Genomic DNA, 23942 nt, shown 5'->3' with positions numbered 1-23942 from the left:
ATTATTGGTGGCTAGCCGCGCCCGGCGATAAAGTAGGCAGCGTCTGGTGCTCACCAGGCGTTTCATTCCTGCATCGGTTCGCGATGCAAACCCCTAGTAGTACCCTGCCTCGACCCGCGCCCTGCCCCAGGCGCGGGTTTTTTTATGCCTTCCGAAGCGTCTTTCATCCCGTTTTACGGCGGGCTTTTGACGTGAGGCGATTGGCGCCCGCCTGGTGACACGAAAACGCCCATGCGGCGTGAACCGCATGGGCGTGATCGTGGCGCCGGTGGATAGCGCTTACAGTGCGGCGATCTTGTCGCGCTGTTCGGCGAGGGTGGCGCGGTGCGCCTGGGCCTCGGCCAGCTTGGCGCGTTCCTTGTCGACCACCTCGGCGGGGGCCTTGCTGATGAAGCCCTCGTTGCCGAGCTTCTTCTCGATGCCGCCGATGAACTTGTCCTGCTTGTCGATTTCCTTGGCCAGGCGCGCAAGCTCGGTGTCCTTGTCGATCAGCCCCGCCATGGGCACCAGGACTTCCATGTCGCCGACCAGTTGCGTCGCGCACAGGGGAGCCTGGTCGGGGTCGTCGAGCCAGGTGACGCTGTCGAGCTTGGCCAGCTTGGAGAGGAACAGCCGGTTGGCTTCCAGGCGCGCCCGGTCGGTCTCGTCGCCCTTGGTGAGCAGCACCTCGAGCGGCTTGCCGGGGGCGATGTTCATCTCGGCGCGGATGTTGCGCACGGCGACGATCACTCCCTTGAGCCACTCGATGTCGCGGGTCGCCTGGGTGTCGACCCGGCTGTCGTCGGCCTGGGGCCAGGGCTGAGCCATGATCGAGTCGTCGCCGCCGGCGTGGGTACCGGCCAGGGGGGCGACACGCTGCCAGATTTCCTCGCTGATGAACGGTATCATCGGATGTGCCAGCCGCAGGATGGTCTCCAGCACCCGCACCAGCGTGCGGCGTGTGCCGCGCTTGGCGGCGGCGGTGGCGTTGTCGTCCCACAGCACCGGCTTGGAGAGTTCCAGGTACCAGTCGCAATACTCGTTCCAGACGAAGTCGTAGAGCGCCTGCGAGGCGTGGTCGAAGCGGAACTCCTCCATCGCGCGGGTCACCTGCGCCTCGGTCTGCTGCAGGCGCGAGACGATCCAGCGGTCGGCCAGCGACAGCTCCACTTCCCCCTCGAGGCCGCAGTCCTCGCCCTCGGCGTTCATCAGCACGTAGCGCGAGGCGTTCCACAGCTTGTTGCAGAAGTTGCGGTAGCCATCCAGGCGGCCCATGTCGAACTTGATGTCGCGCCCGGTGGTCGCCTGCGAGAGGAAGGTGAAGCGCAGCGCGTCGGTGCCATGGGGCTCGATGCCGTCGGGGAACTCGTCACGGGTGGCCTTGGCGATGGCCTTGGCCTTCTGCGGCTGCATCATGTTGCCGGTGCGCTTGTCGATCAGCGCGTCCAGGTCGATGCCGTCGATCAGGTCGATGGGATCGAGCACGTTGCCCTTGGACTTGGACATCTTCTGGCCCTGGGCATCGCGCACCAGGCCATGCACGTAGACCTTCTTGAAGGGCACCTCGCCGGTGAACTTCAGGGTCATCATGATCATCCGCGCGACCCAGAAGAAGATGATGTCGAAACCGGTGACCAGCACGCTGGAGGGGTGGAAGGTCTCGAGTTCCGGCGTCTGCTCGGGCCAGCCGAGAGTGGCGAAGGTCCACAGCCCGGAGCTGAACCAGGTGTCCAGCACGTCCTCGTCCTGGGTGAGGGCCGCGTCGGCGGCGAGGCCGTACTTGTCGCGGGCTTCCTCGGCGCTGCGCGCGACATAGACGTTGCCATCACCGTCGTACCAGGCCGGAATGCGATGGCCCCACCACAGCTGGCGCGAGATGCACCAGTCCTGGAGGTCGCGCATCCAGGCGAAATACATGTTCTCGTAGTTCTTGGGCACGAACTCGATATCGCCGTTCTCCACCGCGGCGATGGCCGGCTTGGCCAGTTCCTCGACCGCCACGAACCACTGATCGGTCAACAGCGGCTCGATGACGTCGCCGGAGCGGTCGCCGAACGGCAGGGTGTTGTTGACGGTTTCGATCTGCGCCAGCAGCCCGGCGGCCTGCATGTCGTCGACGATGGCCTGGCGCGCCGCGAAGCGGTCGAGCCCGACATAGGCGGAGGGCAGCGAGGTGTCGATGTCGGCGAGCGGGCGGCCCTGGATGTCGAAGGCCTCGGCGCGGGGCAGGATGCTGGCGTCCGGGGTGAAGACGTTGATCAGCGGCAGCTGCTGGCGGCGACCGACCTCGTAGTCGTTGAAGTCGTGGGCGGGGGTGATCTTCACGCAGCCCGAGCCCTTGTCCATGTCGGCATGCTCGTCGGCGACGATGGGAATCCGCCGGCCCACCAGCGGCAGCTCGACGAACTTGCCGATCAGCGAGGCGTAGCGCGGGTCCTCGGGGTTGACGGCCACGCCGGTGTCGCCGAGCAGGGTCTCGGGACGCGTGGTGGCGACGATGAGGTGATCCTGACCGTCATCGGTGGTCACGCCGTCGGCCAGCGGATACCGGAAATGCCAGAACTGGCCTTGCTGGTCCTTGTTCTCGACCTCCAGGTCCGAGATCGCGGTATGCAGCGTCGGGTCCCAGTTAACCAGGCGCTTGCCGCGGTAGATCAGGCCCTCGTCGAACAGCCGCACGAAGACATCCTGCACCGCCTTGTAGAAGCCGTCGTCCATGGTGAAGCGCTCGCGGGACCAGTCGACGCTGGCGCCCATGCGGCGCAGCTGACGGGTGATATGGCCGCCGGATTCGTGCTTCCACTCCCAGATCTTGTCGGTGAAGGCCTCGCGCCCCAGCTCGTGGCGGCTCTTGCCGTCTTCCGCCGCGACCTTGCGTTCCACCAGCATCTGCGTGGCGATGCCGGCGTGGTCGGTGCCCACCTGCCACAGCGTGTTGCGCTGCTGCATGCGCCGCCAGCGAATCAGGGTGTCCATGATGGTGTCCTGAAAGGCGTGGCCCATGTGCAGGCTGCCGGTCACGTTGGGCGGCGGAATCATGATCGAGTAGGGCTCGCCCTGGCCCGAGGGGGCGAAACGGTTGGCGTCTTCCCAGCGCTGATACCAGCGCGCTTCGATCTGATCGGGTTGGTAGGTCTTGTCCATGGGCGTCGGTCGGCTCTCGAAATGACGTCAACACGGCCCGCGGCCGTGGCGAAAAATGCCGGCAAGTATAACCCCGCAAGCGGGGTGGCGTCATGGCGCGCTCAGCCCGTCGCGTGGCGCGACGAGCCGGTGAGGTCGTTGGCCTTGACGGGGTAGCCGCGCTTTTTATAGGTCTGCCAGCAGGCGCGCTTGGCGGTCAGCACGTCCTGATGCTGGTTGATGATCTCGGCGACGCGCTCGAAGCGCGAGAACCACTCGGGGATCTCGGGATGCAGGTTGAGCATCGCCTCCACACCGGGCGCGGGCGGCGCTTCCCAGCCGAGGGTCACGGGCGGCTCGGGCGAGACATCGTCGCCCAGCACCGCGTGGGGCAGGTAGCTCTCGGGCTTGAAGGTCCACAGCCGCTCGTCGAGCTCGCGCGCCATGGTCTCGTCCTCGGTGTGGATATGCAGCCGATAGCCCTTGCGATGAATGGTCTCCGCCAGGCGGCAGGCGAAGGCCAGCCGCGCGTCCAGCGTGGTATCGGGCAAGATGTAGAAATCGACTTGAGTCATACGCCGCCGTCGATATCGATCAACGCCCCGGTGGTGAAGCCGGCCTCGGCCAGCCACAGCACGCCGTTGGCGATTTCCTCGGGCTCGCCGATGCGCCCCATGGGAATCACCGAGCCGGCGACATCGGGCTTGTCGGGGTTGCCGCCACTGGCGTGAATGGTGGTGCGAATCACGCCGGGGCGCACGCCGTTGACCCGGATGCCTTCGCCGGCGACTTCCTTGGCGAGACCTTCGGTCATGGTGTCGATGGCGCCCTTGGAGGCGGCGTAATCGACGTATTCGCTGGCACCGCCGAGGTGCGAGGCGGCCGACCCGACGTTGACGATGGCGCCGCCCTGGCCGCCATGGCGGGTGGACATGCGCTTGATCGCCTCGCGGGCGCAGATGAACGGACCGGTCACGTTGATGCGCATCATGCGGTCGACACGCTCGAAGCTCATCTCGTCGACGCGGCTGATCTGGTCGACGATGCCGGCGTTGTTGACCAGCACGTCGAGACGCCCGAACTCGCGGTCGACGGTCTCGAACATGGCGACGATGTCCGCCTCGTCGGCAACATCGGCCTGAATGGCGATGGCGCGTCCGCCCGAGGCTTCGATGTCACTCACGACCCCCTCGGCCGACGCCTTGTCGCTGCGATAGTTGATGGCAACGGCATAGCCCGCTTGCGCGGCGTGCTTGGCGGTGGCGGCACCGATGCCGCGACCGGCGCCGGTAATCAGCATCACTTTCGTCATCGTGACCTCCTTGCCGTGGAAAAGGGGACGGCACGGCCGGGCCGTGCCGTCGTGCGCGGGTGCGTCAGGCCAGACGCGTCAGCCAGTTGCGCGTGTCCTCGCTGCGGCCGTACTGCAGGTCGAGGAGTTCCTTGCGCAGGCGCTTGCCGACCTCGCCACCGCTGTCCGCCTTGAGGCGAATGTTCTCGTCTTCGCTGCGCAGCTCGCCGACCGGGGTGATGACGGCGGCGGTGCCGCAGGCGAAGACCTCGGTGATCTCGCCGGAGGCTGCGCCGGCACGCCACTCGTCGATGCTGATGTGGCGTTCCTCGGGCGTCAGGCCCTGGTCCTTGGCGAGCTCCAGGATGGAGTCGCGGGTGACGCCTTCGAGGATGGTGCCGGTCAGCTTGGGCGTGACGATGCGCCCGTCCTTGAACACGAAGAACAGGTTCATGCCGCCGAGTTCCTCGATCCACTTGTTCTCGGCGGCGTCGAGGAAGGCCACCTGGGCGCAGCCGTGGGCCTCGGCTTCCTTCTGGGCCGCCAGCGAAGCCGCGTAGTTGCCGCCGCACTTGGCATAGCCCGTGCCCCCCGGCGCGGCCCGCTTGTAATGCGAGGACAGCCAGATGGAGACCGGGTCGACCCCGCCCTTGAAGTAGGCCGCCGCCGGCGAGGCGATGACGTAGTAGTCGACCTCATGGGACGGACGCACGCCCAGGAAGGTCTCGCTGGCGATCATGAACGGACGCAGGTAGAGGCTGGATTCTTCGGCGGCGCTGGCCGGCGTCGGCACCCAGGCGTTGTCCTGGGCGAGCAGCGCCCTGAGCGACCCGATGAAGTCCTCGTCGGAGAGTTCCGGCAGCGCCAGGCGACGCGCGGAGGCACGGAAACGCTCGGCGTTCTTCTCGGGGCGGAAGGTCCACACCGAGCCGTCGGCATGCCGATAGGCCTTGATGCCTTCGAAGATCTCCTGGGCGTAGTGCAGCACGGCCGCCGCGGGGTCCAGCGTCAGCGGCCCGTAGGGGCGGACTTCGTGGCCGTGCCAGCCGGCATCGACCGTCCAGCGAATGTGGGCCATGTGGTCGCTGAAGTGACGCCCGAAGCCGGGATTCTCGAGAATCGTCTCGCGCAGGGCGGCATCCGTGGGGTGGGCGTTAGGCCGTAGGTCGAAGCCTGAAGTGGTCACTGAAGTTCTCCGTTGCATCCAAGAGGGGGTCTACAAAATGCCTGCGCTGGGCAATACCGCGTTGACGTTGCGCGCCATCGGCGAAGAACGCGGGTGCAAAAATCGTCACCTCCGGCGGCCGCACGGACGCCGAGAATGACACAGGCGCGTCGGAGGGGGAAAGTCCGACACGCCTGAGGTTTACGTTAGCATGCAAATAGTTGCCTGCGAAGCATCACTCGACGCTGGGACGCGTCTCGGCGGCTTCGGTTTCGCGGTCGAGCAAGTACTGGGTCAGCAGCCCCACCGGCCGCCCGCTGGCGCCTTTCTTGTCGCCCGAGGCCCAGGCGGTGCCGGCGATGTCCAGGTGCGCCCACGGATAGGCATCGGCGAAGCGTGACAGGAAGCAGGCTGCCGTGATGGTACCGGCGGGGCGACCGCCGATATGAGCCAGGTCGGCGAAGTTGGAGTCCAGCTGGCTCTGGTACTCGTCCCACAGCGGCAGGTGCCAGGCGCGGTCCCAGGCGTTCTCGCCGGCGTCGAGCAGGTCGAGCGCCAGGTCGTCGTCGTTGGACAGAAGCCCAGAGGCATGATGACCAAGCGCGATGATCGCGGCACCGGTCAGGGTGGCGATGTCCACCACGCTGGCGGGCTTGAAACGCTCGACATAGCTCAGCGCGTCGCACAGCACCATCCGTCCTTCGGCGTCGGTGTTGAGGATCTCGACGTTGAGCCCCTTGAGTGTCTTGACGATGTCGCCGGGCTTGATGGCGCGGCCGTCGGGCATGTTCTCGGCACTTGCTACCACGCCGATGACATTGATCCTGGGCTTGAGCCCGAGCACCGTCTTCATGGTGCCGAAGACGCTGGCGGCGCCGCACATGTCGAACTTCATCTCGTCCATGCCGGCCCCCGGCTTGAGCGAGATGCCGCCGGAGTCGAAGGTGATGCCCTTGCCGACCAGGATGTGCGGCGCTTCTTCCGGGTCCTCGGCGCCGCGATATTCCATGACGATCAGCCGCGAGGGCTCCGCGCTGCCCTGGCCGACCGCGAGCAGGGCATTGGCGCCCAGTGCTTCCAGCGCATCCTCGTCGAGGATCTCGACGTTCAGCGCACCGTCGGCGCCATCGGCCAGACGCTGGGCCTGGTCGGCGAGATAGCGCGGCGTGCAGACATTGCCGGGCAGGTTGCCCAGCGTACGGGTCAGGGAGACCCCTTCGCCGACGGCCGCGCCCACGCGCGCGCCGAGCTCGGCCTGGGCGGCCTGGTCCTCGTCGCCGACCAGCAGCGTCAGGCTGGAGAGGCGCGGCGCTGGTGCGGGCTCCGACTTGAACTCGTCGAAGCGGTAGCAGGCACGGTGCGCGGCCTCCAGCGTCACGCGGGCCTTCCAGGCGGTGTCGCGCTCGCCGACGGGCACGTCGGTGAAGGTCGCCGCCACGTCATCCAGCGGCAGCTTGGCGATGGCACCGAACGCGGCATCCAGGGCCTTGATGAGCTGGCTCTCGCCGCACTTGGCGCGCTCGCCGAGACCGACGAGCAGCAGGCGCTCGGCGCCGAGGCCGGGCGCGAACGGGATCAGCTGCACGTTGCCGAGGCTGGGCTCGAAGTCGCCCCGGTCGAGCAGTTGGCCGATCAGGCGTTCGCTGGCGTCGTCGAGCTTGTCCGCCGCGGGTAGCAGGTCACCATCCTTGAAGACCGGCACGACCAGACATGCCGTTTCGATTTTGGCCGGATTGACGGTGAGTACGGGGAATTCCATGGCGTCTCCAAACGACTGGGCTGACATGACCTGTCTCGTGGCGAGACAAGTGTCCGGGGATTCTGGATAATGCCGACAAGGATGCCGGCGCTGAACGTACTCCAGTGTACGCAAAGCCGGAACGCAATGCATGGGGAGGGTGGTCGAAGGCTGCACGCGGTTCGCCAAGGGGCCGCGTGGACCAGGGAGCCGACCCGGGAGAAGACGTTTGATCGTATTCCGCTATCTGACACGCGAGATCCTCGCCACCATGGCCGCCGTGGCCGGCGTGCTGCTGCTGGTGATCATGGGCAGTCGCTTCATCCGCTACTTCGGCGATGCCGCCCAGGGGGACATTCCCGCCAGCATACTGGGCACCCTGATGCTCTATCACCTGCCCGGCTTCATGGAGCTGGTGCTGCCGCTGTCGTTCTTTCTGGGCATTCTTCTGGCGTTCGGGCAGCTGTATCTGAACAGCGAAATCACCGTGCTGGTCGCCTGCGGGATCAGTCCCAACCGTCTGCTGCGGGTGACGCTGTGGCCGGCGTTGCTCGTTGCCCTGCTGGTGGCGTTGTGCAGCCTGTGGCTGACGCCGAACGGCGCTCGCCACAACGAAATGGTGCTCGAGGAGCAGAAGAGCCGGCTCGACTTCTCGGTGCTGCAGCCGGGGCGCTTTCAGGAGTTCGGCAGCGGACGCACCGCCTACACCGAGAGCCTCAACGACGACCGCTCGCGCATGGAAAGCGTGTTCATCAGCGAGCGCCAGCCGCGCAGCGACGGCACGCCGGAGACGGTGGTCACGCGCGCCGACGGGGGCTACCAGACTGTCGACGACGACACCGGCAGCCGCTTTCTGGTACTCACCGACGGCGAGCGTTACAGCGTCGAGCCGGGCAATCACGTCGCCGAGCGCGTGCAGTTCGACACCTACGCGGTGCGTCTGTCGCAGGCCAGCGAGCGGGTCGATCTGCAGGCGGCCGAGCTGACCTCGACGCCACAACTGCTCGAACGCGGCGGCAGCGAGGCCTGGGCGAACCTGCAGTGGCGGCTGTCGATGCCGTTGATGGTGCCGATTCTCACCCTGCTGGCCCTGCCGCTGTCGCGGGTCAACCCACGGCAGGGGCGCTTCGCCAAGCTGCTGCCGGCGATCTTCCTGCACATCAGTTACTTGAGCCTGTTGCTGGCGGCCCAGGACGCCATCGCGCGTGGCTCGCTGGCGCCGACCATCGGCATGTGGCCGATTCACCTGGGATACCTGCTGTTGGGAGTCTGGATGACACGCCGTGACCAGCGCCGGGGAGGCCGGACATGATCTTCGACCGTTTCGATCGCTACATCGCCCGCAACGTGCTGGCGGCCATGCTGGTCGTGCAGGTGATGATCCTGGGGCTGGACCTGGTCATTTCCTACATCAACGATCTCGGCGACGTCGAGGGCGACTACGGGGCGCTGGATGTCCTGCTGTATCTGCTGATGCGCCTGCCGTGGCGGTTCTATCAGTACGCCCCGGTGGGGGTGTTGATCGGTGCGTTGATCGGCCTGGGCAGCATGGCCTCCAGCAACGAACTGACGGTGATGCGTGCCTCCGGGCGCTCGCTGGCGCGTATCCTGTGGGGGGCCATGAAGCCGCTGGGGCTGGTGATCATCGTGACCATGGCGATCAGCGAATGGGTCAGCCCGGTGACCGAGCAGTACGCGGAAGCCTGGCGCCTGGAGCAGCTCGAGGGCGAGGGCGCGATCCTCTCCGAACGCGGCGGCTGGCAGCGCGAGGGCGATGACTTCTATCGCTTCGGCACCATCCGCGCGGACGACGTGGTCATCGATGTCACGCGCTATCACTTCGACGGCACGCAGCTGGTCAGCGCCACGCATGCCGACCGCGCGGTCTGGGAGGACGGCAGCTGGCAGTGGGTCAATGTCGACACGACCCGCTTCGAGGACGGCCGTACCGTGGTCGACAGCCAGCCGCGCCAGGCCTGGGAGACCTCGTTTACCCCCGCCCAGCTCAATCGCCTGCTGCGCCCTCTGGAGAGCCAGTCGCCCAGCGACCTGTGGCGCTACGCCAGTTATCTGGGCAACCAGGGGCTCGAGGCCACGCAGCCGCTGCTGTACTTCTGGCAGAAGATGCTGCTGCCGTTCACCCTGGCGGGCCTGATGCTGGTCGCCGCGTCGTTCGTGTTCGGCCCGCTGCGCACCGTCGCCGCCGGCACGCGCGTCTTCTACGGCATCATCGTGGGGGTCTCGTTCAAGTACCTGCAGGATCTGCTGGCCCCGGCCTCGATGCTGTTCGGCTTCTCCCCGATCTTCGCGGTGCTGGTGCCCACCGTGGCGTGCTACGTGCTGGGGATCGTCCTGCTCCGACGCACCGGCTGATCGCCCGGCCGTCGACTCGCTCGACACCAGCCGCGCGACATGACGCAACGCCCCCGGCGCCGTATTCGGCACCGGGGGCGTTGTGCGTTCAGTGAGGTGTGTCGCGCTTGCGACGTTTCAGACGGCGCTCGTCGAAAAGCGCTCAGTCCGCGAGCGCGCGGTCGAGCCGTGCCAGCACGTTCTCCACCTGGCCGCGATGCATCACCAGGGCGTCGTCGAGCGTCGCGAGGGCATCCAGGCGGCGGGGCAGGTGAGTGATCGCCAGCCCCATGCCTTCCTGGCACACGCCATGTTGATAGCGGGTGAAGTCCAGCGGGCCGAGTGCCTGACGCTCGCCGAGGTCGAGACGTGCGAGCTTGCCGAAGGCATCCACGCTGTCGATGACCGGGGCCTGGGTCAGCGGCAGATGGGTCAAGTGCCAGGCCAGCCAATCGCCCTCCAGGCGCTCTGAGTTGTCGCGCAGCGTGCGAAACCAGTGCTGGACCTGTTCGAGGCGATAGCGCGCCCGGGCAGGCTTGTCCATCCACAGCACTTCGGTGCGCTGGGCGTTGCCGGCATCGAGCTGGCCGGGCATGTAGACCCAGGACTCGGTGAGGCGTGCCAGCGCGCTGGGCAGCGGTTCCTCGAGCATGCGCTCGTTGAAGGCATCGAGCGCCGGTTCGAGCTGGCTCGGCGTCTCGGAGTAGCCGACGTTGTAGCGCCACACGCGTCCGGAGATTTCCTGGGTGACGATATGGTCCTCGTCCAGCGCCATGTGGCTCATCAGGTCGCGGGTTTCCAGCGAGGCATCCGCCAGGCCGGCGCGACGCGCCTGTACGTGAAGGCGCTTGAGCATAGGGTCGAGCGGCAGGCGGTGGTAATCGCCATAGCACTGGCCGTCTTTTTGAAAAGGCGTGAGATCAAGGTCGAGGCGTGAAGCATCGCCGCTTTCGGCGTGACGTAACGTCATGGGGTCTCTCTTGCTGTGTGCGTGCTTTTGCGCGCATGGGCATTGCGCCTCACGGCGCGAACGGTTCCCCCCGTCGACGAATTCCGCGTGACACCCTTTGATTACCACGTGCGGGGTATCACGAGGAATTTTTTATTACCGGGGATGGGATAATAAAACGTTATCTATCCTAGCGGCCGTGCATGGAAATGCAAGTCCCTTGATCAAGCGAGTGCCGATACAGGGGGCACTCACCGGGCTCAGGCAATGAGCAGACGCCGGTAGTCGCCGGGCGTCAGGCCGTAGGCGGCCTTGAAGCGCCGCGTGAAGTGGCTGAGGCTGCGATAACCGAGCGAATAGCAGATCTCGGTGATGGGCGCGTCGGCGTCGCGCAGCCACTGACGGGCACGCGCCAGGCGCAGGCGCTGCTGATATTCCCCCGGTGTGCAGCCGACCTCGCGCTGGAACAGCCGGTACAGACGCGCCTTGCTCATGCAGGCTTCGCGGGCCAACTGGGCGCCGTCGAGCGGCTGCTCGGGATGGCGTTCCAGCCACGCCAGCGCGGCCGCCAGGCCATGGCGCGGCGGGGTCTGCCGGGCGTCGGCGAGCAGCAGTTCGCGTGACTGGGTGCGCAGGAGGCGCACGATGAGTTCGTCGATGCCCAGGCCGATCAGGGCATCGCGGTCGGGATGGTTTTCGCGGAACAGTCCCATCAGGCGCTCGATGAGGGACTGCGTGGACGGGCCATGCGGTACGTGCAGGGCGCGCGGCGCGTAATGCCATTCGCCGAGCTCTTTATCGCGGGGATGCGACTGGTTGAGGCGTTCGCTGAGGGCGTGCACGCGCGCCGGATCGAGGTCGATGGTCATGCAGGTGGTGGGCGCATCCGGGCGTGCCTCGGGGAAATCGATGCGCACTTCCTGATACGGCGCCAGGACGAAGCTCTCGCCCGGCAGGAAGGTCTCCGGTTCCTCGGTCGCGCCATGCATCACCTTGCGTCCTTTGAGCATGCCGCAATACAGCACGCGCTCGGCGCTCAGCGCGACGTCCCGCGCGGGCCACCAGGTGTCGTAGACCGACAGTTCCGCATGCGGGCCGGCATAGCAGATGCGGTTCTCGATCAGGCGCCGCGTGCGCGGCGTGTCCGTCAGACGCTCGAGCGTACCGGGCGACGGGACGCGAGGCGTCAGGGAATCGGACGGCGGAACGGCATGCATGGCGAACTCCTCGACGGCACCGACGGCAGGGGCGTGACGATCACGCCTACCCTGCAGTGTAGGCAAAGTCGAGGTCTGAGACTGGCAGACAAACGTCGGAGACTGGCAGGCAAGTCGGCGCCGCTGGGACGCGCCATGCTGAAAGCGATGCGCGGGCACTCATCACATGCTGCCCACCCATTCATGACACCCGCCCATTCCACGCGGCCCAGCGCCGCAGCGAATGAGACGACGGGGCCATGCGCATTCGCTCAAGGAGACACGCCATGATTCACGCACGTCCCGGCACCCCGGGTGCCGTCGTCGACTTCAAGTCGCGTTACGAGAACTTCATCGGCGGCGAGTGGGTCGCCCCCGCCGACGGCCGCTATCTGGACAACATCACGCCTGTGACCGGCGAGGTCTTCTGCCAGGTGCCGCGTTCCTCCGCGGCGGATATCGACCATGCGGTGAAAGCCGCGCAGAAGGCCGCACCCGCCTGGGGCAAGACGCCGCCCGCCGAGCGCGCCAATGTGCTGCTCAAGATCGCTGACCGGGTCGAGCAGAACATCGAGAAGCTCGCCGTGGCCGAAACCTGGGACAACGGCAAGCCGATCCGCGAAACCAGCGGCGCTGACATCCCGCTGGTGGCCGATCACTTCCGCTATTTCGCCGGGTGCCTGCGTGCCCAGGAAGGCACCATCAGCGAGATCGACGAGCACACCGTCGCCTATCACTACCACGAGCCCTACGGCGTGGTGGGCCAGATCATCCCCTGGAACTTCCCCATCCTCATGGCGGCGTGGAAGCTGGCGCCCGCACTGGCCGCCGGCAATTGCACGGTGCTCAAGCCCGCCGAGCAGACACCGGCCTCGATCAATGTCTTCCTCGAGCTCATCGCCGACCTGGTGCCGGCCGGCGTGATCAACGTGGTGCACGGGCTGGGCGAGGAGGCCGGCGAAGCCCTGGCGACCCACGAGGGCATCGCCAAGCTCGCCTTCACCGGCTCGACCCCGGTGGGCAGCAAGATCATGGCCAACGCCGCCAAGCGGATCGTCCCTGCCACGCTGGAACTGGGCGGCAAGTCGCCCAACCTGTACTTCGAGGATGTGCTCTCGCACGGCGAAGCCTTCGCCGAGAAGTGCATCGAAGGCCTGTTGATGACCTTCTTCAACCAGGGCGAAGTGTGCACCTGCCCCTCCCGCGCACTGGTCCACGAGTCGATCTACGACGAGTTCATGGCCCGCGCCATCGAACGCGCCAAGACCATCCGCCAGGGCAATCCGCTGGACACCGAGACGCAGATCGGCGCCCAGGTCTCCAAGGAGCAGTTCGACAAGATCCTCTCGTACATGGACATCGGCCGCGAAGAGGGTGCCGAGTGCCTGCTGGGCGGCGGCAAGGCCACGCTCGAGGGCGAGCTGGCGGGAGGCTTCTACGTGCAGCCGACCATGCTCAAGGGCCGCAACGACATGCGCGTCTTCCAGGAGGAGATCTTCGGCCCGACGCTCGCCATCACCACCTTCCGTGACGAGGAAGAAGCACTGGCCATCGCCAACGATACCCAGTTCGGGCTGGGCGCCGGGGTCTGGACGCAGGACATGAACCGTGCCTACCGCCTGGGACGCGGCATTCAGGCCGGGCGCGTGTGGACCAACTGCTACCACCAGTACCCCGCGCATGCCGCCTTCGGGGGCTACAAGAAATCGGGCATCGGCCGCGAGACCCACAAGCTGATGCTCGACCACTATCAGCAGGTGAAGTGCGTGCTGGTCTCCTACAGCCACGACCCGATGGGGCTTTATTGAGCCTGAGCCGTTCGGGGCACTGCCCCGAACGGCATTCCCGTTTCATCAATAGTGGAGTCATCGCTCCATCACGGCTTCGGCGAACTCGAAGGCGCGCGGCGTTCGGCTGCCCGCCGACCGAGGAGAAACGACAATGGACAAGACGATGAAAGCTGCCGTGGTCCGCCAATTCGGCGAACCGCTGGTGATCGAGGAAGTCGCGACCCCGCGACCGCAGCAGGGGGAAATTCTGGTCGAGGTGGCCGCCTCGGGCGTGTGCCACACCGATCTGCATGCCGCCCACGGTGACTGGCCGGTCAAGCCCAGCCCACCCTTCATCCCCGGCCACGAGGGCGTCGGCCATATCGTGGCGGTGGGCGAGGGCGTCAAGCACGTCAAGGAGGGCGACCGTGTCGGCGTGCCGTGGCTCTATTCGACCTGCGGCCATTGCGAGCACTGCCTGGGGGGCTGGGAGACCCTGTGCGAGTCGCAGCAGAATACCGGCTACTCGGTGAACGGCGGTTTCGCCGACTACACCCTGGCCGATGCCAACTACGTGGGGCGGCTGCCCGACAACGTCGACTTCCTGGAGATCGCGCCGGTGCTGTGTGCCGGCGTGACGGTCTACAAAGGGCTCAAGATGACCGACGCCCGCCCTGGGCAGTGGGTGGTGATCTCGGGGATCGGCGGTCTCGGCCACATGGCGGTGCAATACGCCAGGGCCATGGGCTTCAACGTGGCGGCGGTGGATATCGATGACGGCAAGCTGGCGCTGGCCGAACGCCTGGGAGCCACCGTCGTCGTCAATGCCTCGAAGGCCGATCCGGCCGAGACCCTCAAGCGCGAGATCGGCGGGGCTCATGGCGCGCTGGTCACTGCCGTGTCGCCCAAGGCCTTCGATCAGGCCCAGCGCATGCTGCGTCGCGGCGGCACCCTGGTGCTCAATGGCCTGCCGCCGGGCGACTTCCCGCTGCCGATCTTCGATACGGTGCTCAACGGCATCACCGTGCGCGGCTCCATCGTCGGCACTCGACAAGACCTTCAGGAAGCGCTCGATTTCGCCGGTCAAGGCAAGGTCGAGGCCACCATCGCCACCGAGAAGCTGGAAAACATCAATGACGTCTTCCAGCGCATGCTCGACGGCAAGATCGAAGGGCGGATCGTGCTGGACATGACGGGCTGAGCCGCCACGTTTCGAGACCGCTGCCACGTACTGGCTTCCACGTAACTGAGTCGCGTCCGACTCATGCTTTGCCGCTTCCTCGGAAGCGGCATTTTTGTGGGTGATGGCTGAGCCTGATCCGACAAGTGCCTGGACCGAGTCCGAAAAGGGCTCAGGCCTTGCTGACGATCAGCGCGGCATTCACCCCGCCGAAGCCGAACCCGTTGCACAGCACGTGCCGGCAGCGATGCTCGCGCGCCTCGCCAGGGACGAGGTCCAGATCGCTCAGGTCCGCGTCGGCGTGTTCCAGATTCAGGGTCGGGGGCAGGCGATCCTGGATGGCCGCCAGGGCCGAGAAGATGCTCTCCACACCGCCGGCGGCACCGAGCAGGTGCCCGGTGGCCGACTTGGTGGCGGAGATCGGAATGCCAGGCAGAGCGTCACCGAACGCGTTGCGCAGCGCGGCGATTTCCGCCCGGTCGCCGACCGGGGTCGAGGTGGCGTGGGCGTTGATGTGATCGATGGCCTCGGGGGCGAGTCCCGCCATCCGCAGCGCGGCCCGAATGGCCGCCGCGGCCCCGGCGCCATCTTCCGGTCCGGCCGTGATGTGATGGGCATCCGCGCTGGTGCCATAGCCGCTGAGAAAAGCCAGTGGTGTCGCCCCGCGCGCCTCGGCGTGGGCCAGGGTCTCGATCACCAGGAGCCCCGCGCCTTCGCCCATGACGAAGCCGTTACGGGCCTGATCGAAAGGCCGCGACGCCTTGGCAGGCGCCGCCTGCTCGGTGGAGAGCGCCTTCATGGCATGGAAGCTGGCCAGCGAGAGCGGGTCGATACAGGCCTCGGCGCCACCCACCAGGGCCACTTCGGCCTCGCCGCTGCGGATCAGGCGCATGCCATCGCCGATGGCCTGCACCCCCGCCGCGCAGGCCGTGACCGGGCAGCCCAGCGGCCCGCGCAGGCCATAGCGAATCGACACATTGCCCGCCGCCAGGTTGGCCAAAAAGGCCGGCACGGTGAACGGCGAGAGTCGGCGATAGCCGCGTGTCGAAAGCGTGTTCTGCGCCTGGGTGATGGTCGGGAAGCCGCCGATGCCGGAGCCCACGATGGTGGCGGTGGCCAACCGGTCCTCATCGCTCGATGGAAACCAGTTCGCCTGGGTCAGCGCCTCTTCGGCGGCGGCCATGGCATAAAGGCTGAACAGCTCCATCTTGCGACGTTCTTTTGCATCGGCCACGCGATCGGGGTCGAAGCCCGCTTCCGGGTCGCTCTCCCTACCGGGGACCGTACCCGCGACCTTGATCGGCAGCTCGCCGGTCTCGAAGCGCGTGATAGAGGAAACGCCGGAGCGGCCGGCCAGCAGGCGCTCCCAGTTGGCGTTGACGCCGCAACCAAGGGGACTGACCATGCCCATGCCGGTGATAACGAGCGGTGATGACATGCGAGTGTCCTGAACTGTTGGAGTTTACGCCACGCTAGCACCGGGCTTGATATGATCAAGATAATATTCAGCGTGTATTCAGCACCTATTCTGAGCAGCAGCGTGAGGTCGCCATGTCCGACTCGACGAATCGCAAGGCCAGATCGCGTGAGCGAATCCTCAACTCGGCCGTCGAGCTGTTCAGCCGCCAAGGATTCGAGAAGGTCTCCATCGGCCAGATCATGAAACTGGCCAAGATGACCCACGGCGCCTTTTATGCCCACTTCGCCTCCAAGGAAGCGCTCTACCACGCCTCGGTGCGAGAAACCCTGGAAAGCAGCCGCGCGGCCAGACTGGTCAAGGGGCCGCTTTCGGTGAAGCACCTCACGGAACTGGTCTCCAACTGCTGGAATCTTCAGGAGCTGGAACGCAAGCACCAACCAGGGCCGGAGACTGTGCTGTTCAACGAAATCGGCAACGAGAACGCCGAGGTTCGCACGCTCTTCGAAGCCTCCTACCTGCGCATGAAGAAGATGCTGGAAACCCGCCTCATCGCCCTCAGCCGCCTCAAGAAACTCCCCTTCGAACCCGACCGCGATGTCATCGCCGACAAGTCGCGCGTGATTCTCGCCTCCCTGGTGGGCGCCGTGGCCCTCGCCAAGAGCCTGCCCGGCGAGCAAGAGCGCCAGCACATCCTCGAAGCCGCCCAGCGCAACATCCTGCAGATGCTCGGCGTCGACCAGGACGAACTGGACAGCATGCTGGGCGACGTCAGCCGGTAGCTCCAGTACCACCAGCGTGAACCGCCGTTCCCCCTAATGCTTTCGTGGGCATTGCTCTCCACGTAACGTCTGGTTACGGTACAGCAAAGGCTACTTAAGAAAGCCGGTGATAAACCATTACGCTGGGACTACCGCATGGATGACAACCGCTCATCGCCCCATGCACAGGTAGGGGCGGTAGCGTTCCTGAAGATCCTGCCCTCACCCAACAGGCCCCGCACGCCGATAAAACTTTTCTCAGTACATGCCGATAGAAAAACAAGATAACGTATCCAGTAGCAGCAAGTCTTCACGGTGCGTGTACGATAACGCCTCAGTCTCAGCCCCAGCATAGCTCGCAAGCACGCGAACCCTGCATAACGCGCCGAATTATACTTAGCACAATGCGAAATCAATGGGTTAGGTGTAAAAAGGCGGGCTTGATAAGATTTCTTGAACGCGCGCGCTCGTTAAAGTGGCAAAACGAGCGCGCTATCTAATACCTGTTATGCATTAAGGAGCTAGTCTTTTGAAAGGTGTAAGTTTCATGGGCTTTGTTGCACCAATGATTGCACTATTCATCGCTATCGTTTGGATTGGTGTTGCTATCGTTGGAAAAAACGTTAATGCCAAAGACCTGGTATTTTCTTACACAGCACTAGCTGCGGCATTTGTGATGTTTTCTCTTAATCTCGGGTTTTCGTTGAAGAATGAGGACAGTACTCATGTCGTTCAGCCACATCTGATACTTACGCCGAACTGCGTCGATGTCTACTCAGAGTTGCTGACGAAATCCAACTTTGTCGTATTTAATCAAGAAAAGTTAAGTTCGTCACTGAATCTTGCGAGAATAAGTGAAAAAGCCGGTCTCCCGCAATTGTCTGACGATGAAAGCGCGGTCTTCCAAAAGAATCTCGTTGAATTCTTGAGGGTGTCTGTGGTCGGGCATTTGTTGTCCGAATACCCCGACTGGAATCCAGGCGTAAAAACTTTCAGGGGGAAAAGGCAGGTTCAGTTCAACAACTCTGAGGAAGGTGCTGGCCATAACTCTTACTACTCTGTCCCGCAGATGGAGAACGCTCTGAAGATAGACGTGGACGATTTCGATATTTCTGAAAGTGTGGGTATAACTAATGGTCTTACATTACCGCCGAATACAGCTATTTCGAGTAATGGTGAAAATCTAATTTTTGAGAACCCTCACATTCGAATAGAAATCGATTTTGAGGTTGAAGATGGAATGAGTTTTGCCGTTCCATCCTACATTGGCTCTAATCTAAGGTTGGACCAGCGAGATCTGAGCCAGGGTGTTGTCAACATCCAAAGCAACATTAGAGTTTCTGTGTCTCAGAAAAAGCAAAGATCAGGCAGTCCTGAGCGTCTTAAGTACAAAGCATGGGCGTCACAGATTGTTGACATCATCCGAGCGGGATTTTCGCCAGTAGCATCTCAAAATGCATAACCAATGCAGGCACGGCGACGCCCATTACATTGCGCCTTCGGCTCCATTCCATGGGCGCGCATGCTGCAGGCGTTGGGCTCATAGTTGGAATTTGCCTGAGCAAATTTCGTTCATGCGCATTGCTATCGACAGACATGTGACGGGCTCATCTTTGATAAATTCTGAGTGTATGTTGTCTGCGAGCCCGCTAATAGGATCGAGGTATCGTGCTTTAGCTGCATCTACAGCCAAGCTGTTGATGTTTTGACGGTTCTGAAGCCCACATTGTTTTACAAGAATATCCTTCAGTGCGTGAAATTTTGCTCTCTCGGATTCATTTGGCTGAATGTCGGTGGGGCAATATTTCACCTTTAAGGCCTGCTGGAATAGGTCAATGTTCTGGTCTATCTTATCGGAATCCGTTGCATCACTTGCCATGAAGGCATTGAAGATAGAAAGGATAGTTATGAGGCCTGTAATAAGTGCCGAAATCTCCTTGCGTTCTATAAGCGAGAATGGGCCAAACAGTATTGCCAAAATAAAAAGCACACCGGTTAGCAATATGATTGCTGTATTTATTGGGTCACCATTCAATGCCTCATAAATCGAATAACCGATAAATGCGATAGCTGAAACACCGGAAGCAATAAGCCTGACAAGCACGAAATTATATCCTTTTAAATCAAATGAATACGATGCCCCGAGATCTTGCCGAAATGGCGAAAGATAAGCAATATGCATAGCCGAAATATCGCCATTGCCCACCCGTGGAAAGAGCCCGCTCGAAAAGGAATTAGCCCAACAAATTGGTCAACCGGACGCCAAAAGCGTGGCGCTTTTGGTTCCCTCCGCTGCGCTTCGGCGCCGGTTACCGTCTGCGTTATGTCCGCCGAGGTCATTGCTATTTTTCGCTCTAGAAGACAGGAATATGAAGGGTAAATACATGGGAAGTTACCATAATGATCAGCCTATTAGTGGAGAAGAGAAAAGTCCCGACCTTTTAAGTAGAAAGGCGTTTTCTGAGCGTTTAGCGAGCGTACTTCAAGTAGCCCCTGGTGATGACTGCATGACGGTATCTCTTGAAGGCGATTGGGGCTATGGAAAAACCTCTGTAATTAACCTTGTAAAAAAAACGTTATTAGAACTAGAAAATAGCCCTGTTATTGTAGAGTACAACCCATGGCTGGCAGGGAAAGCAGAGACTTTAGTACAAGATTTTTTGGTTCAGTTTTCTGCGCAGCTCAATATCCCTGATAGACCAAAAGAAGGGTTGAGGGCCTCTAAGGAGTTATTAGCGTACTCGAAATTATTTAACGCGATGAAATTCATTCCTGGCGTGGAGCCATGGGCTTCAACTGTTCAAGGAGTTTTTGGTGCGGTTGGTGGCGCTGCAAAGGAAATTAGTAAGCTAAAAGAGCTTGACCTGCTTGGCAGAAAGAAAAAGATAAATAGTATTTTAGAAAATCTGGGAGTATCAATAGTCGTCGTTATTGATGACATTGATAGATTGACGCCAGATGAAGCATTTCAAGTGATTAGATTGGTAAAGGCCGTAGCTGATTTCCCCGGGACATCATTTTTATTGTCTTTTGATCCGTCTTATCTTGCGAGTTCACTTGAAAAGCAGGGCATCGATAATTCTAGCCAGTATATAGATAAAGTAGTTCAGTTAAGAATCCCTTTACCTATTATAGCCCATCGTGATCTTCAGAACTTGGCCAATATTGAGCTTCGAAATTTATCAGACAAATCTTTAACTGACAGCTTTGAACGTGACCAAGAGAGATTAAGCTATTTGTATCATCAGTATACTAAACATCTCATACGAAGCCCACGTGAGCTAAAACGGATCTTCAATCATTTGCGATTTGTACTAGCTCAGACCGAAGGCAAGGTGTGCTTTACCGACTTGTATTGCCTTTCCATTTTGGCAATAAAAAGCCACGAAACATATCAATCCATAAAAGACTCCCCTGAATTTTACGTTGGTCGAAAGTTCGATGACGACCTTTCTTTTGAAAAACGGGAAGAGATTATAGAAAAAAGTAAGGATAAACGAGAGGCCGTCCTTGCCTGTTCTCCTGAAAAAGATGCACCTTATATAAGGGGAATCCTCAAAGAATTATTTCCACTTCTCGACGAAGCCGGGTATTCAATGTACGGCTCCGATTATGATCAGTGTGGTCGAGTGGCATCAGAGAAACGATTATACACGGCTCTCCACTATCAAGTTCCCCCTGGTTTGGTATCAGATACGGAGATAGTTTCATTCCTAAGCGGAACCATCAATCGTGAAGAGTATTTGAGAAAGGCAATCGATGAAGATTTTGTTGAAAGGTTGTTCGAGCTTCTGAATCAGAATATAGAAAAGCTAAGCAAGATGATGCGATTCTTTCTTTAAAGTCCATATACAACGTCTTTCTTAATTCGGATTATTTAAAAGGATTTGAAGACGAAGTACATGGTCTTTTTGGTTTTGATCCTTATCGGAACATAATGTGGTTGACATTTTCGGTCATTGAGAATACAGATAAAAAAGAGGATTTACTTTTCGACTTTCTTAGAGAGCCACAAGCACTTCCGATTACCGCAGACATAACGCGTCGATTGTTGTTGCAAACAGGAAAGATAGCGACGGACGATCCTAGATTAAAGCAAGAACAGTGGCTATCAAAAGATAATAGCGAAGAATATATAGACCGCTGGTCCGACTTGGTAATGATGCAGTTACTTGAAGCAGATCTTGTAGACTCTGTTCATGCTTCACATATCTATTTCGCCTTTTATCGGGCGTCTAAAGAGAAAGCCGAAAAAGTTTTCAGCCGATGGCTAAGCGAAGAATCAGGCTTGGAAAAGATCGCGAAGCTGATAGGCAGGTGTGGTAGTGATTCAACTAATGGTCCGTATGCAGAAATATCTGAAGAATCACTATCTGAGCTATTGAATTATAAAACTCTTAGAGAGCTTGCCGATAATGAACTGAAAAACTCGGCTAATAACCTTTCGACATACCTGCAAGCTGTTTACAGAAGTATTTTAACAGGTGAAAAGTACTATCTTAACGATGCCTCTAAGGGTGAAAAATTCTAACATCATAAGCAATCAATTGGACATAATAATTAGCTGCTAGGGACTGCATTATGCTTCGCTTCATGCAGCCCCAGAGCCGGGCGTTACACAATAAAGCATTAGGAATTTGAGTAATGGGAAAAAGCTTCTATAGATTCCGTTCTACCAATAACTTGCTAGACGGATATAGTGAGCTTGAAAAGCAAACAATATATTTCGCACGGCCCGAGCAATTAAATGACCCTATGGAAGGTTATAGGGATATCTATTGGAGAGGTGACTTAATTGCTTGGAAGAACCTTTTTGCTCATTATGTCTTTTGTTTAGAGAGAATTTCTAGCTTGCTTCTCATATCTGGAGAAGATAACAAAATAGATGCCGACCATATTCCAGTATTTGGCAGTACAGACGATCTTCCTACTGATTCCTATAAAAACCTCTTCAGAAAAATTAAGGCTCGATTTTTAGAAAACAAGTATGTTTCAGCTCTAATTTTGGCCATTTCCAAAAGAAGTACACCAATTAGAAGAGAAGAGCTTGCCTTTTATTACGACTGCATGCATATCCCTGCTCTAAAATTGATCTTTGATGTCTATATTGAGGAAAACCTTTCTCAAGAAGGCAATAGGATAGACGACAAGGCTTTTGCTGGAATTAGTGGTGTTGTATCCAATGACTTTGTAGGTCTTTTAGAAAAATCAATTACCGATGGCGAAGCTGACCAGGTTATTGTCAATGAACTATTTAAAGCAAAAAGTCACATAAAACAGCAGTCAAATTTGATACATAAGCACAACGGAACTATTTCTAGTAGCAAGCCAAATAAGAATTTGTTGATGATAGACTTTCCGTCACTCTATTTGAATCGCCTTGAGGAAATTACCTTTCCTAAGTGGTACACATCCTGCTTCATGTCTGAGTGTAAAAATTCATCAGTTTGGGGGCACTATGGGAACAATCATACTGGCATGTGCCTAATTTTCGATTCGGAAAATATCAATGATCGATCATATATAAAGCTTAACGGAATTACAGGCTGGGGAAGCTCCGGGCCAATATATGGAGATAAAGCGATGGAGTTTCACCCCATAGACTATAAAAAGGGGTTTGGAGAGATAGACTTTTTTACATCGATAGGAAGCCTTCCCATACCGGTTCTAAATACCATGTGGTATATGGATGAAGCCGGAAATACAAGTGTCTGCGCCAATAAAATGAATGTTGATGAAGATGCTTGGAGATCGAACTACTGGTCAAATTTCATTCGGGGTCTGACAGTTAAGTCAAAAGACTGGGAGTATGAGAACGAATATAGGCTGATTCTGCACAGTAGCATCACGGATCTTTCAGAGAAAGATAGAAGAACTTTGACCTATGATTTCTCTTCTTTAAAAGGAATAATTTTTGGTATCAATACCAAAGAAGAAGATAAGCTTAAGACGATTAAGATAATCGAGGATAAATGTAATAAACACTCTAGGAGCGATTTTAAGTTTTATCAGGCATATTATTGTGCTGATGAAAATTGTATTAAAAGCGTTGAAATGAGTCTGGTTAAGTTTTCCGGCAATGTGTAACAAACGCATGTTGTCGGACTGGTTCTACGCTGCGCTCCAAACCAGCCGCAAATGCAGGCGTTATTTGGCACTCATGGTGAGTAATCATGGAAGTTGATATCCATTTCTACTGTCCCTGTGGCGCTGTCATCGAAGAAACGCTACCCGTACCGCCTCCTGACCTGATGGCGGAGCAACACAGCGATAGCAGAACAGAGTATTTTGATTCGGCAATCTGCGATGGGTGTGGCAAGGACTTTGATGTAGAAGTCTCGAATACCTACTGCGCTGCCGATGTGACTGTCGCCGGGGCTGTTGATCTTTCGTTTGACGTCCGAGACCTGCCTGAAGAGGATGATGTCTCCTGGATCATTCAATCTACCCAGCAATTTGAAGAGTTTACTGAGGTCATTCAGGGCGTCGTGGCGTTGGCGGAAACTTCTGTGCCAGCGCATGCGGATCGGACATTGAGAAATATGCTTTATGTTCAAACAGTAACTGCTGTAGAAGCATATTTATCCAGCGCTTTCATACATGCCGTTCTAAACTCTGAAGAGTTGATTCAAAGGCTAGTTGAGTCTGATCCAGAGTTGGCCAAGCAGAAATTCTCACTGAAAGAAATTTTCACCCAATGGGAAGGCCTCCGAATAACGGTAGGCAAATATCTGAAGGCTTTGATTTTTCATGATTTGCGTAAAATTAAGCCAATGTTTAAAGATGTGTTAGGCATCGAGTTCCCGGATATTCCCTGGCTATTTCAGGCAGTTCTGATAAGACATGACTGCGTTCACCGAAATGGTCTAGATAAAGATGGTAACCGACGCGAAATTACGAAGACGCAGATCATGGATTTAGCCCGCAGCTCGGCTGACTTTGTAAGTCAGATTGACCAAGAGCTCAGATGCCTGGTTTACGGAAACACGTCCACATAACAAGTCGCAGCAGTACGCGGCCGG

Annotated in this window: 19 protein-coding genes; 10 read left to right on the top strand and 9 right to left on the bottom strand. The window is 59.4% G+C overall.

What is annotated here, in order from left to right:
• Nucleotides 1-279 precede the first annotated feature (279 nt).
• The 5 genes from CSAL_RS14775 to CSAL_RS14755 form a co-directional block, all read right to left on the bottom strand.
• Nucleotides 280-3123 carry a valine--tRNA ligase gene (locus tag CSAL_RS14775; RefSeq protein ID WP_011508213.1) on the bottom strand — a complete coding sequence of 948 codons (2844 nt, stop codon included), beginning with the start codon at nucleotides 3121-3123 and terminating at the stop codon, nucleotides 280-282.
• Between the two features lie 101 nt (nucleotides 3124-3224).
• On the bottom strand, nucleotides 3225-3677 hold the full coding sequence (locus CSAL_RS14770; RefSeq protein WP_011508212.1) for a DNA polymerase III subunit chi: 453 nt from the start codon (nucleotides 3675-3677) through the stop codon (nucleotides 3225-3227).
• Nucleotides 3674-4414 carry an SDR family oxidoreductase gene (locus CSAL_RS14765; protein ID WP_011508211.1) on the bottom strand — a complete coding sequence of 247 codons (741 nt, stop codon included), beginning with the start codon at nucleotides 4412-4414 and terminating at the stop codon, nucleotides 3674-3676. The genes CSAL_RS14770 and CSAL_RS14765 overlap by 4 nt, the downstream gene beginning before the upstream one ends.
• A gap of 64 nt (nucleotides 4415-4478) precedes the next feature.
• Nucleotides 4479-5579: a branched-chain amino acid aminotransferase gene (locus CSAL_RS14760; RefSeq protein WP_011508210.1), complete on the bottom strand. Its 1101-nt coding sequence runs from the start codon at nucleotides 5577-5579 to the stop codon at nucleotides 4479-4481.
• A 214-nt stretch (nucleotides 5580-5793) separates the two neighbouring features.
• Nucleotides 5794-7317, bottom strand: coding sequence for a leucyl aminopeptidase (locus tag CSAL_RS14755; RefSeq protein ID WP_011508209.1), 1524 nt, complete (start codon nucleotides 7315-7317; stop codon nucleotides 5794-5796).
• A 208-nt stretch (nucleotides 7318-7525) separates the two neighbouring features.
• Here CSAL_RS14755 and lptF point away from each other — a divergent pair, with 208 nt between their 5' ends.
• Nucleotides 7526-8608, top strand: a complete 1083-nt coding sequence (gene lptF / locus CSAL_RS14750; protein WP_110062031.1) for an LPS export ABC transporter permease LptF — start codon at nucleotides 7526-7528, stop codon at nucleotides 8606-8608.
• Nucleotides 8605-9669, top strand: coding sequence for an LPS export ABC transporter permease LptG (lptG, locus tag CSAL_RS14745; protein ID WP_011508207.1), 1065 nt, complete (start codon nucleotides 8605-8607; stop codon nucleotides 9667-9669). Before lptF ends, lptG begins: the two co-directional genes overlap by 4 nt.
• Before the next feature lie 142 nt (nucleotides 9670-9811).
• Here lptG and CSAL_RS14740 read toward each other — a convergent pair whose 3' ends face one another.
• Together CSAL_RS14740 and CSAL_RS14735 are read right to left on the bottom strand one after the other, a co-directional pair.
• Nucleotides 9812-10618 carry a hypothetical protein gene (locus CSAL_RS14740; protein WP_011508206.1) on the bottom strand — a complete coding sequence of 269 codons (807 nt, stop codon included), beginning with the start codon at nucleotides 10616-10618 and terminating at the stop codon, nucleotides 9812-9814.
• A 239-nt stretch (nucleotides 10619-10857) separates the two neighbouring features.
• Complete coding sequence (locus CSAL_RS14735; protein WP_011508205.1) at nucleotides 10858-11814, bottom strand: AraC family transcriptional regulator; 957 nt, start codon at nucleotides 11812-11814, stop codon at nucleotides 10858-10860.
• A gap of 266 nt (nucleotides 11815-12080) precedes the next feature.
• On the opposite strand from CSAL_RS14735, the gene exaC reads away from it, so the two are divergent.
• Both exaC and adhP read left to right on the top strand, forming a co-directional pair.
• The gene (gene exaC, locus CSAL_RS14730) at nucleotides 12081-13601 is read left to right on the top strand and encodes an acetaldehyde dehydrogenase ExaC (RefSeq protein WP_011508204.1); all 1521 of its coding nucleotides are present in this window, start codon (nucleotides 12081-12083) and stop codon (nucleotides 13599-13601) included.
• Between the two features lie 133 nt (nucleotides 13602-13734).
• Nucleotides 13735-14763: an alcohol dehydrogenase AdhP gene (adhP, locus tag CSAL_RS14725; RefSeq protein ID WP_011508203.1), complete on the top strand. Its 1029-nt coding sequence runs from the start codon at nucleotides 13735-13737 to the stop codon at nucleotides 14761-14763.
• Between the two features lie 151 nt (nucleotides 14764-14914).
• Here the strand turns inward: adhP and fabF are convergent, their stop codons facing one another.
• Nucleotides 14915-16180 (bottom strand): beta-ketoacyl-ACP synthase II, encoded by a 1266-nt coding sequence (fabF, locus tag CSAL_RS14720; protein ID WP_011508202.1) that lies wholly within the window; start codon nucleotides 16178-16180, stop codon nucleotides 14915-14917.
• A 113-nt stretch (nucleotides 16181-16293) separates the two neighbouring features.
• On the opposite strand from fabF, the gene CSAL_RS14715 reads away from it, so the two are divergent.
• Together CSAL_RS14715 and CSAL_RS17520 are read left to right on the top strand one after the other, a co-directional pair.
• Nucleotides 16294-16941 (top strand): TetR/AcrR family transcriptional regulator, encoded by a 648-nt coding sequence (locus CSAL_RS14715; RefSeq protein ID WP_011508201.1) that lies wholly within the window; start codon nucleotides 16294-16296, stop codon nucleotides 16939-16941.
• Nucleotides 16942-17467: 526 nt separating this feature from the next.
• The gene (locus tag CSAL_RS17520; RefSeq protein WP_148266838.1) at nucleotides 17468-18382 is read left to right on the top strand and encodes a hypothetical protein; all 915 of its coding nucleotides are present in this window, start codon (nucleotides 17468-17470) and stop codon (nucleotides 18380-18382) included.
• Between the two features lie 78 nt (nucleotides 18383-18460).
• On the opposite strand, the gene CSAL_RS14705 is transcribed toward CSAL_RS17520, so the two are convergent.
• Nucleotides 18461-19102 carry a hypothetical protein gene (locus CSAL_RS14705; RefSeq protein ID WP_011508199.1) on the bottom strand — a complete coding sequence of 214 codons (642 nt, stop codon included), beginning with the start codon at nucleotides 19100-19102 and terminating at the stop codon, nucleotides 18461-18463.
• 187 nt (nucleotides 19103-19289) lie between these two features.
• Between CSAL_RS14705 and CSAL_RS17325 the strand changes: the two genes are divergently transcribed.
• The 4 genes from CSAL_RS17325 (at nucleotide 19290) to CSAL_RS14700 (ending at nucleotide 23918) form a co-directional block, all read left to right on the top strand.
• Nucleotides 19290-20762, top strand: coding sequence for a KAP family P-loop NTPase fold protein (locus CSAL_RS17325; RefSeq protein WP_083831115.1), 1473 nt, complete (start codon nucleotides 19290-19292; stop codon nucleotides 20760-20762).
• A gap of 95 nt (nucleotides 20763-20857) precedes the next feature.
• On the top strand, nucleotides 20858-21451 hold the full coding sequence (locus CSAL_RS17515) for a hypothetical protein (protein ID WP_148266837.1): 594 nt from the start codon (nucleotides 20858-20860) through the stop codon (nucleotides 21449-21451).
• A gap of 113 nt (nucleotides 21452-21564) precedes the next feature.
• Nucleotides 21565-23007 carry a DUF2971 domain-containing protein gene (locus tag CSAL_RS17320; protein ID WP_011508198.1) on the top strand — a complete coding sequence of 481 codons (1443 nt, stop codon included), beginning with the start codon at nucleotides 21565-21567 and terminating at the stop codon, nucleotides 23005-23007.
• Nucleotides 23008-23093: 86 nt separating this feature from the next.
• The gene (locus CSAL_RS14700; protein WP_011508197.1) at nucleotides 23094-23918 is read left to right on the top strand and encodes a hypothetical protein; all 825 of its coding nucleotides are present in this window, start codon (nucleotides 23094-23096) and stop codon (nucleotides 23916-23918) included.
• Nucleotides 23919-23942 lie beyond the last annotated feature (24 nt).

It is taken from the genome of Chromohalobacter israelensis DSM 3043, assembly GCF_000055785.1.
GTDB classification, from domain to species: Bacteria; Pseudomonadota; Gammaproteobacteria; order Pseudomonadales; family Halomonadaceae; genus Chromohalobacter; species Chromohalobacter israelensis.
This window is presented reverse-complemented; position numbering and strand designations above follow the sequence as displayed.

What these genes read in the sequence shown, in the direction of transcription:
- CSAL_RS14775 (WP_011508213.1), bottom strand. Translation starts at nt 3,123, where the DNA reads ATGGACAAGACCTACCAACCCGATCAGATCGAAGCGCGCTGGTATCAG.
- CSAL_RS14770 (WP_011508212.1), bottom strand. Translation starts at nt 3,677, where the DNA reads ATGACTCAAGTCGATTTCTACATCTTGCCCGATACCACGCTGGACGCG.
- CSAL_RS14765 (WP_011508211.1), bottom strand. Translation starts at nt 4,414, where the DNA reads ATGACGAAAGTGATGCTGATTACCGGCGCCGGTCGCGGCATCGGTGCC.
- CSAL_RS14755 (WP_011508209.1), bottom strand. Translation starts at nt 7,317, where the DNA reads ATGGAATTCCCCGTACTCACCGTCAATCCGGCCAAAATCGAAACGGCA.
- lptG (WP_011508207.1), top strand. Translation starts at nt 8,605, where the DNA reads ATGATCTTCGACCGTTTCGATCGCTACATCGCCCGCAACGTGCTGGCG.
- CSAL_RS14740 (WP_011508206.1), bottom strand. Translation starts at nt 10,618, where the DNA reads ATGACGTTACGTCACGCCGAAAGCGGCGATGCTTCACGCCTCGACCTT.
- CSAL_RS14735 (WP_011508205.1), bottom strand. Translation starts at nt 11,814, where the DNA reads ATGCATGCCGTTCCGCCGTCCGATTCCCTGACGCCTCGCGTCCCGTCG.
- exaC (WP_011508204.1), top strand. Translation starts at nt 12,081, where the DNA reads ATGATTCACGCACGTCCCGGCACCCCGGGTGCCGTCGTCGACTTCAAG.
- adhP (WP_011508203.1), top strand. Translation starts at nt 13,735, where the DNA reads ATGGACAAGACGATGAAAGCTGCCGTGGTCCGCCAATTCGGCGAACCG.
- fabF (WP_011508202.1), bottom strand. Translation starts at nt 16,180, where the DNA reads ATGTCATCACCGCTCGTTATCACCGGCATGGGCATGGTCAGTCCCCTT.
- CSAL_RS14715 (WP_011508201.1), top strand. Translation starts at nt 16,294, where the DNA reads ATGTCCGACTCGACGAATCGCAAGGCCAGATCGCGTGAGCGAATCCTC.
- CSAL_RS17520 (WP_148266838.1), top strand. Translation starts at nt 17,468, where the DNA reads ATGGGCTTTGTTGCACCAATGATTGCACTATTCATCGCTATCGTTTGG.
- CSAL_RS14705 (WP_011508199.1), bottom strand. Translation starts at nt 19,102, where the DNA reads ATGCATATTGCTTATCTTTCGCCATTTCGGCAAGATCTCGGGGCATCG.
- CSAL_RS17325 (WP_083831115.1), top strand. Translation starts at nt 19,290, where the DNA reads ATGAAGGGTAAATACATGGGAAGTTACCATAATGATCAGCCTATTAGT.
- CSAL_RS17515 (WP_148266837.1), top strand. Translation starts at nt 20,858, where the DNA reads ATGTGGTTGACATTTTCGGTCATTGAGAATACAGATAAAAAAGAGGAT.
- CSAL_RS17320 (WP_011508198.1), top strand. Translation starts at nt 21,565, where the DNA reads ATGGGAAAAAGCTTCTATAGATTCCGTTCTACCAATAACTTGCTAGAC.
- CSAL_RS14700 (WP_011508197.1), top strand. Translation starts at nt 23,094, where the DNA reads ATGGAAGTTGATATCCATTTCTACTGTCCCTGTGGCGCTGTCATCGAA.